The organism is Coprococcus sp. HCN-4056, assembly GCF_037892645.1.
GTDB lineage: Bacteria > Bacillota > Clostridia > Lachnospirales > Lachnospiraceae > Coprococcus > Coprococcus ammoniilyticus.
On sequence record NZ_JBBKBL010000006.1, the window covers coordinates 211,604 to 220,080 of the forward strand.

Here is an 8,477-nt window from a genome sequence, read left to right on the forward strand (position 1 = left end):
ACTCAACTTATTACTCCGTATTTTTTATCTATTGTTACCCAACTTCCATATATGCAGCATCCTCAAAAAAATCATTTTGCTCCGAAACGAATCTTACGACATCAGAAGATTTTAAATTTGGAGTATTTTTAATATAATCAACTAATAATTTTTGTCTTGTTGGTTTTTTCGCTGCATAATTTATCATTGCTGAAACAAAATCATAATAAGAATCATCAATAGCATTTAATAAAGCTGTTAATTCCTCCATATTCATCCTCCTTACATCTCAACACGCATATAAATATTGTATTCATTATAGCCATGGTTCTCAAAATAATACCAATATGGTCTGTTATCAATTCCATATGATGCAAGAACTGCAAAAGGTTTATTTTTATATTTACTGTAATTCGTATTTATTTCACTATAAATCTTCGCATATTCAATATGGTTTAAAACAAAAGCATTGTAAATAAATTTCATATTGCCTCTTTTCTGCTTTATTCTAAACCGTTACTTTCCGCACAATTACACTATACCATATCCACACGCTCACCGACAACCAAAAAGGCACAACAACAAACACGCCCCACCACATTGCTGTATGGTGAAGCGTGTCTGTTTTGAGATAAATGATTATTTTGAAAGGATATTATATTCACATGTAAATCTTATTGGTTTTATCCAAAGAGCGGAGTTGAGTAATATCTGTCACCACTGTCCGGAAGGAGAACTACGATTGTCTTTCCTGCATTTTCAGGACGCTTTGCAAGTTCCTTTGCTGCTACGAAAGCTGCACCGGATGAGATACCAACAAGAATACCTTCTATACTTGCGATCTCCTTGCCGCCTTCAAATGCCGCATCATTGTCGATTGTGATAATCTCATCGTAGATTTTTGTATTTAATGTATCCGGTACAAATCCTGCACCGATACCCTGAATCTTATGTGCTCCTGCAGTTCCCTTTGAAAGAACCGGTGATGTAGCCGGCTCTACTGCTACAACCTTAACATCCGGATTCTGCTGCTTCAGATATTCACCGACACCTGTTACAGTTCCGCCTGTACCAACACCTGCTACAAAGATATCAACCTTTCCATCTGTATCATTCCAGATCTCCGGTCCTGTTGTCTTTCTGTGTGCTTCCGGGTTTGCCGGATTTACAAACTGACCTGCAACGAAACTGTCAGGGATCTCCTTAGAGAGCTCCTCTGCCTTTGCGATCGCACCCTTCATACCTTTTGCACCTTCAGTCAGAACGATCTCTGCGCCGTATGCTTTAATGATATTTCTTCTTTCAACGCTCATGGTCTCCGGCATAACGATGATTGCCTTATACCCCTTTGCTGTAGCGATAGATGCAAGACCGATACCTGTATTTCCGGATGTAGGCTCAATGATCGTAGCGCCCGGCTTTAATGTGCCCTTTCTCTCAGCATCTTCGATCATCTCTTTTGCGATTCTATCTTTTACGCTTCCTGCCGGATTAAAATACTCTAACTTTGCAAGAATCTTTGCATTTAAGCCTTCCTTTTTCTCAATGTGATTGAACTCTACTAATGGTGTATTTCCGATTAACTCTGTTGCGTCTTTATAAATTTTACTCATAACTTTAATCTCCTATTCTGATTCTATTTTTTCGTTTTGCAGGTGACCGATGATCTTCGATCACCCATATTTTTTATTATTTTTATGTCCAATTATCTACTGTTTTTATTATTGATTATTCTGCGATTGCCTTAAATGCTTCATCCAGATCTTCGATAATATCGTCGATGTTCTCTGTTCCGATGGACAGACGAATTGTATTCGGCTTGATACCCTGATCTAATAGCTCAGCCTCGTTGCACTCTGAATGAGTGGTTGATGCCGGATGGATAGCAAGGGATTTTACATCTGCAACATTTGCAAGGAGTGAGAATAACTCAAGCTGATCGATAAATGCCTGTGCTTCTTTTGCTCCGCCCTTGATCTCAAATGTAAAGATTGATCCGCCTCCATTTGGGAAATATTTCTTATATAATGCCTGCTGTTCAGGATCCTCTGAGATAGATGGATGATTTACCTTCTCAACCAGTGGCTGATCTTTCAGATACTGTACAACCTTAAGTGCATTTTCAACATGACGTTCTACACGTAAGGATAACGTCTCAAGTCCCTGAAGGAAGATGAATGAATGTACCGGTGAGATAGTTGCGCCCATATCTCTTAACAGGATCGCTCTGATGTAAGTAACAAATGCAGCAGGTGCTGTATCCTTTGCAAAGCTTACTCCATGGTAAGATACATTCGGCTCTGTTAACCATGGGTATTTGTCACTGGATGTCCAGTCGAAGTTACCACTGTCGATGATGACACCACCGATCGTTGTTCCGTGTCCACCGATGAACTTGGTAGCGGAATGCACAACAATATCTGCGCCGTACTCGATCGGGCGAACGAGATAAGGTGTTGCAAATGTATTATCTACGATCAATGGAATGTTATGTGCATGTGCGATCTTTGCGATTCTCTCGATATCTACAACCTCTGAGTTAGGATTTCCGAGTGTCTCGATCTCGATACCGGTTGTATTGTCCTGAATAGCAGCTTCGATTGCATCATAGTCAAATGGATCAACGAATGTTGTCTCGATTCCAAAATCCGGAAGTGTATGTGCAAGAAGGTTATATGTTCCACCGTAGATGTTCTTTGCTGCTACGATGTGGTCACCCTTATGTGCAACTGCCTGAAGTGCATATGTCAGAGCTGCTGCTCCCGAACCAACTGCAAGTGCTGCTACGCCACCCTCTAATGCTGCGATTCTCTTTTCGAAAATGTCTTCTGTAGGATTTGTAAGTCTTCCGTAAATGTTACCTGCATCTCTGAGGCCAAATCTGTCTGCCGCATGCTGGCTGTTATGGAATACATATGATGATGTAAGATAGATCGGAACTGCTCTTGCATCTGTTACAGGATCCGGTGTTTCCTGTCCTACGTGTAACTGTAATGTTTCAAATTTTAAATTTCTTTCGCTGTATGATTTCTTTGCCATAATTTCTAATCTCCTGTTCTTTTCTCCCGGCTGATGTACGTTTCCGCTTATTCCTATCAACAAACTATGATTTAACTTATGCATGTATATTACACCTCTATTCCTACTTTGTCAATAGGATAATAGAAATATTTTTCAGAAAATGGAAAAAGATGCCAAACCACAGGCTTTATCCCGTGGTTCAGCATCCTTTATTTTAGCTTATCGGTTTATATTTATTTGTTACATACAACTGCTTTAGGCATTATTTAATTTTGATCTTAATAGTTGCTTTCTTACCGCTTCCATCTGTTGCAGTTGCTATGATCTTTACAGTCTTCCCTTTTCCTGCTTTCTTGGTAGTAACAACACCCTTGGAATTTACAGTTGCATACTTCTTGTTACTGCTCTTATATGTCAGCTTTTTGTATACATCCTTTCCAGGAGTGACAGTTGCTTTTATTGTTACCTTTTTACCGGCAGTTACTTTTGTTTTTGATGCTTTTAAGGTAATTTTCTTAACAGCTTTCTTCATGATCTTTATACGGTAGGTTGCTTTCTTTCCGCTTCCATCCTTTGCAATCGCTGTTATCGTTACCTTCTTGCCTATTCCTGCTTTCTTTACAGTTACAACGCCCTTGGAATTTACAGTTGCATATTTCTTATTGCTGCTCTTCCATTTTACTGTACGATTTGCTGCAGTCTTTGGAGTTACGGTTACTTTCAGCTTAATCTTCTTACCTGCTGCAATCTGCTTGGACATTCCTGTGATCTTGATCTTCTTCACCTTGATCTTTGTCCACTTTGCAGTTAATGTCAGATTGGCTTTAACCGGAGTATCAAACTTATATGCAGTTTTTCCTGTATACCAGCCTGCAAATTTATAACCTTTTCTTGTTGGATTTTTCGGCTTACTTACTGACTTACCTTCTTTTACCTTCTGCGCCTTAACTGCGCTTCCACCTGCTGCTTTAAATGTTACTGTATATGTCTTTATCTGTGGGGTAACCGGGGTATTATTATCTTTATTGTTGTCTTTACCGTTGTCTTTCTCTTTCAGACCTGCAACAGCATCCTCAATAGATTTTGCCATTGCATCTACTATCTTCTGCTCATACTTGCTCTTTTTACGGTCAACAGCATTAATGGCAGCCTTTACATCTTCATAATTAGAATACAGTGTTCCATCTATCTTGTCCGCTTTTGCAATAGCCGCATCAACTGCTGTATAATCTGCCGGAATATTTCTGTCATCCCATGCAAATGTAGGATGATCGATTCCTGCTACCCATTCAATGCCTGCTCCCTGCTTTGCCTGAAGTCCGAAAAGCACATCCGCAGATGTGAAATCTGACACAGCGGTTCCATCCTGCTCTTTAAGAAGCGTTGCCTGATACCGGTCATCTGCCGGCCAGTAATTGTTTTCTGCCGTACCAAGACTAAGTCCACTATAGACAACCCAGCAGGTATTGCCACCTTCATCTGCAGCAAGGTCTGCAGAAGTTACCATACAATTAGTAACACTTGCATTGTCTGAATATCCAACCATTCCACCAACTGTTGCCTGTATAGAATTAACATTGATTTTTCCAGAAAACCAACAATCTTCGACTGTAAGGCTTCCGTCTAGCATTCCTCCTGCAATACCACCCAGACAGTCAAAATACGTCATTACATCTTCTTCTTTATAACAAGTTCCCTTATAATTTCCTGTAATAGTTGCAGTCGAATAACATCCTGTAAGAGTACTATTTCTCAAGGTACATCCTGCAAGTCCGCCAACATAATGCTCCAGATATGCACCACCTGAAATAGAACCAGATGTCCAACAATTTGTAATTTTGGAATTACAAAGCCAGTCTACTAATATACCTTTTCCATATGTAGATGCATCATTGAGATCAACTATAATATCAGCATTTTCAATACCAAGATTCTTGACCTCACCATCATAGACATTTCCAAATAAGCCCTGTCTATAACAATTTTCCTCATCATCCCCCACATTCGTTTTTGGCATCAGCGAATCACGGGAATACAAATTAGAAATTACATGTCCCTGTCCGTCAAATATACCACAAAAACTATATGCTGCCTGTCTTCCACCTTTACCTTTGCCAATGGATATCCATTCACGTTTATCCAGATCAAGATCATTATCCAAATAAACAGTCTTTCCCTCAAAGGTTATAGTACCTGTGTTAATAAGCTACGCAAGTCCGGCAAGCTGTTCTGCCGTCGTTATATGGTACTCACTCTCTGTCTCATGACCCGTGTACCAGCTTGTATCTGCTGTACCATCCCATATGTCTGTTGTTTGTCCCTCTGCTGCCAGCGCTGTTATTGAACCAAATGCCATAACAAAGCACAACACTAACAGAAGGCTTAGAAATTTTTTCTTAATGGATTGAATCCGGTCGAAGACCTTGACCGGTTGGATGTGAAACGTCAATATCGAGATGACGGCAGTATTCTATTGCCTGTATCCTGAACGATTTTCCTAATACCCCATTGAAAAACGTGCTCTTTGACAATAAATTGTCTGATTGCCATACCCTCGTTATATTGTCGTTTGGTCTGACTATATCCTATCCTATTTCTTATAGAAACAGTCAGTACCAATTCCCCATATACCACCTTTTACAAAATCAATATACCAAATTATTGATGAAAACTCAATTTTTAATTCTTACTTTTTATATTCCTACTTTATCAATAGGAAAATAGAAATATTTCTGTAGCTTTTTCTTTTAAACTGGTGTATAATCAATTCATAGAAAATTAGTATGAATTATGATCGTGTAATTTGGAGGTGTATTACATTGAAAATATCAACAAAAGGAAGATATGCATTACGGCTTATGATCTATATAGCAGCCAACTCTAATGGTAAGCCGGTCAGCATAAAGGATGTAGCAAAAAACGAGGATATCTCTGATAAATATCTGGAACAGATCATTTCTATATTAAATTCCGGCGGACTTGTCCGAAGCGTCCGTGGTCCACAGGGTGGCTACCTGTTACGAAAAGCACCGGAAGACATTACAGTCGGTGCAGTTCTTCGTCTGACAGAAGGAACGCTTGCCCCTGTTGCCTGTGTCGAAGAGGATGCGCCTGAATGTGAGCGTGAATCCATCTGCTCCACTTACAATCTGTGGAAGCGGCTTTACAGTGCGATCTGCAGTGTTGTTGACACAACCACCATCGCAGACCTCTGCAACAGCCGACCTGAAGCCGGCGACGAATACTGCATATAGCCTTGTAGCCCATTCGGGCTCTATGCTGTGAAAGACTATCTTTCCAGCACGCGACAGCCCATCGTTTAAAATCACGTTTGTCTACCCTCATTTCCTATAATTTTATATGCACATGTCTCTGCCGCAATAAAATCATCTGCGGCGACGACATGGCACAAAATCATAGGAAACTCAGTCGACTGCACTATCGATTTTTAAACGATGGGCTGTCGTGCGCTTAAAAGATATTCTTATCCACAAAAACACTTCCCCGAATGGGAATATTCTACTTCAACTTCATGTCAACCACAAGGTTGTTTCCTGTAGCGGTGATGTTCGCATAGCTGCCGCAGATCAGTGGCAGCATCGGTGCGATATGACCAAGGTCGGCATCCATGATAACCGGCACATTGTGGTGGGCGATAATGTCCAGTACCGCATGATACTGGTCAAGCCCCATCATCTCCTGTCCATGCACCAGCGGGCGTCCGATCAGAAAGCCCTTCACATATCGGAACCATCCCGCATGCTCCATCTGCCACATAGCACGGCGGATCGCCATCACATTCAGATCACAGGCTTCTAAGAACCAAATGGATCCATCCTCTTTATAGCGTTCCAGAAAATCCGTTGTTTTATCAAATTTCGTTCCAAGCAGATTCACCAGGCAGTCCATGCAACCACCGATCAGTCTGCCTGCCATGAATACTTCATCGACAGCAATCGATCCATGCGTCGCATCTGTTTTATACAGATGAAGTTCTTTCTGTTCAGTGATATTATACGGTGTAAGCGGATGTTCTTCATCCTTCAGGGATTCCTTCTCATATCCACGATATCCCTGCAGGCTTTTCTTCTCACCGCAAAGCAATGCAAATGTATCTTCTATCGATGCATGCCACGGCTCCATGCCAAACGCTGCCGCACATGGACCATAAACAGAAGCTGTATCACAGATCGTTGTCAGCAGATAAGTCAGATTCGTATTATCCGAATATCCCACAAACCATTTCGGATCTGCTTTCTTTAAGCGTTCAAAATCAATATGATCAAGAGTCTCACACATCAGCTCTCCACCGCCGCAGGATATCAGAACATCATTTTTCTTTGATGTGTACATTTCATTAATCTCCTGACCGCATTTCTCCGGCGTATTACTGATACCGATGCCACAACCTTCATAGCAATTTGGACCAAGCTCCGTCTGATAGCCCTTAGCATGGAATGTATCAAGTGCATGACCAAATGCTGTCCGATATGGTTCTATATTACAACCAAAAGATGGCGCAACAAAGCCAATCGTTCCACCTTTTTCTAAAAATTTCGGATATCTCATTTTTCTCCTCCTTTTAGCCCAACGAACAGGAATTTATCGCAATATTCCATTCTTGGATTATACTCGCTTATAGATAATTGGTTCATCATATCCAAAAGTTTTCTTTCCATTAACTTCCATGCTTTCAGATACCTCCAGACAACTATCAGAAAACTTTTCCCAAAGCTTAAATGTCATTACCGGAGAGAACTGGCTTGTACTGCCTCCTTCCCAGATTCCATCCTTTTCATGGTAGATTGCCGGGGTAAACTTTTCGGATTTTTTCAATTCGGTGTAATCAACATTTTTCATAGAACTATATGAAAATGTACTCTTATCTTCTCCTTTAGGTATTTCATAAGAATACAATACAATTTCATCCTCTTTCTCTGTAATAAGGAAAAGATGTGGTGAAACATTGCGTTTCCCATTTATCTCATAGTAGCTTTCTTCAACAACAAATTTACCATTAAAATCTTTAGGAAGGTTCAAAATTTTTCCATTACAGATTGTATTAATGTGTTCTGCATAAGGATATATTTTTCCTTCTGTCTTCATCTTATCAAACTGCTCTTTGTTATTAAAGTGTCCCGTCATCATATCAACAAAATTATCGAGTTTCATAATTTTTCCCTCCAAATTCCTGTTTACCAGTTACTTCTTATAGTTCCAACGAATCTGCATTCAATAAAAAATCATATACATTCATGATTAAAATTCCCTGATCGTTATAAAAGGGTTTTGGTATATTAGATGTAATTACAATCTTCTTAAATGAATCATTTATTTTCAAAAAAGGGCGAATTTCTTGTGCCATTTTTGTTTCCGTCTCCAGCATATACGCTGATTGGATATAATACTTTTTAGAACCCTTATTACAGATAAAATCGACTTCCAGTTGCTTTTTTATCGGTTTTGCATCCTTCCCC

At 40.0% G+C, this 8,477-nt stretch carries 9 protein-coding genes and 1 pseudogene; 1 reads left to right on the forward strand and 9 read right to left on the reverse strand.

Translation table 11 applies throughout. The features are described from left to right. Positions 1-34 precede the first annotated feature (34 nt). From WKT03_RS11110 to WKT03_RS11135, 6 genes are all read right to left on the reverse strand, one after another. Entirely contained in the window at positions 35-250 is a 216-nt protein-coding gene (locus WKT03_RS11110) for a hypothetical protein (protein WP_117785534.1), read from the reverse strand. 11 nt (positions 251-261) lie between these two features. After that, entirely contained in the window at positions 262-465 is a 204-nt protein-coding gene (locus WKT03_RS11115) for a hypothetical protein (RefSeq protein ID WP_117785533.1), read from the reverse strand. A gap of 197 nt (positions 466-662) precedes the next feature. Further along, the gene (cysK, locus tag WKT03_RS11120; protein ID WP_021944777.1) at positions 663-1,592 is read right to left on the reverse strand and encodes a cysteine synthase A; all 930 of its coding nucleotides are present in this window, start codon (positions 1,590-1,592) and stop codon (positions 663-665) included. A 115-nt stretch (positions 1,593-1,707) separates the two neighbouring features. Continuing rightward, positions 1,708-3,018: an O-acetylhomoserine aminocarboxypropyltransferase/cysteine synthase family protein gene (locus WKT03_RS11125; protein ID WP_021944776.1), complete on the reverse strand. Its 1,311-nt coding sequence runs from the start codon at positions 3,016-3,018 to the stop codon at positions 1,708-1,710. Between the two features lie 244 nt (positions 3,019-3,262). Then, positions 3,263-5,161, reverse strand: a complete 1,899-nt coding sequence (locus tag WKT03_RS11130) for an Ig-like domain-containing protein (protein ID WP_340392056.1) — start codon at positions 5,159-5,161, stop codon at positions 3,263-3,265. A 45-nt stretch (positions 5,162-5,206) separates the two neighbouring features. Continuing rightward, positions 5,207-5,356 (reverse strand): hypothetical protein, encoded by a 150-nt coding sequence (locus tag WKT03_RS11135; protein WP_340392058.1) that lies wholly within the window; start codon positions 5,354-5,356, stop codon positions 5,207-5,209. Positions 5,357-5,819: 463 nt separating this feature from the next. Here WKT03_RS11135 and WKT03_RS11140 point away from each other — a divergent pair, with 463 nt between their 5' ends. Beyond that, positions 5,820-6,254: an RrF2 family transcriptional regulator gene (locus WKT03_RS11140; RefSeq protein WP_118615380.1), complete on the forward strand. Its 435-nt coding sequence runs from the start codon at positions 5,820-5,822 to the stop codon at positions 6,252-6,254. Positions 6,255-6,519: 265 nt separating this feature from the next. Here the strand turns inward: WKT03_RS11140 and WKT03_RS11145 are convergent, their stop codons facing one another. The 3 genes and pseudogenes from WKT03_RS11145 to WKT03_RS11155 form a co-directional block, all read right to left on the reverse strand. Then, positions 6,520-7,569, reverse strand: coding sequence for a S66 family peptidase (locus WKT03_RS11145; protein ID WP_340392060.1), 1,050 nt, complete (start codon positions 7,567-7,569; stop codon positions 6,520-6,522). A gap of 57 nt (positions 7,570-7,626) precedes the next feature. Further along, positions 7,627-8,175 carry a hypothetical protein gene (locus tag WKT03_RS11150; protein ID WP_117785623.1) on the reverse strand — a complete coding sequence of 183 codons (549 nt, stop codon included), beginning with the start codon at positions 8,173-8,175 and terminating at the stop codon, positions 7,627-7,629. Between the two features lie 34 nt (positions 8,176-8,209). Then, positions 8,210-8,477 (reverse strand): annotated as a pseudogene (locus tag WKT03_RS11155) (ATP-binding protein); the annotation flags it as partial.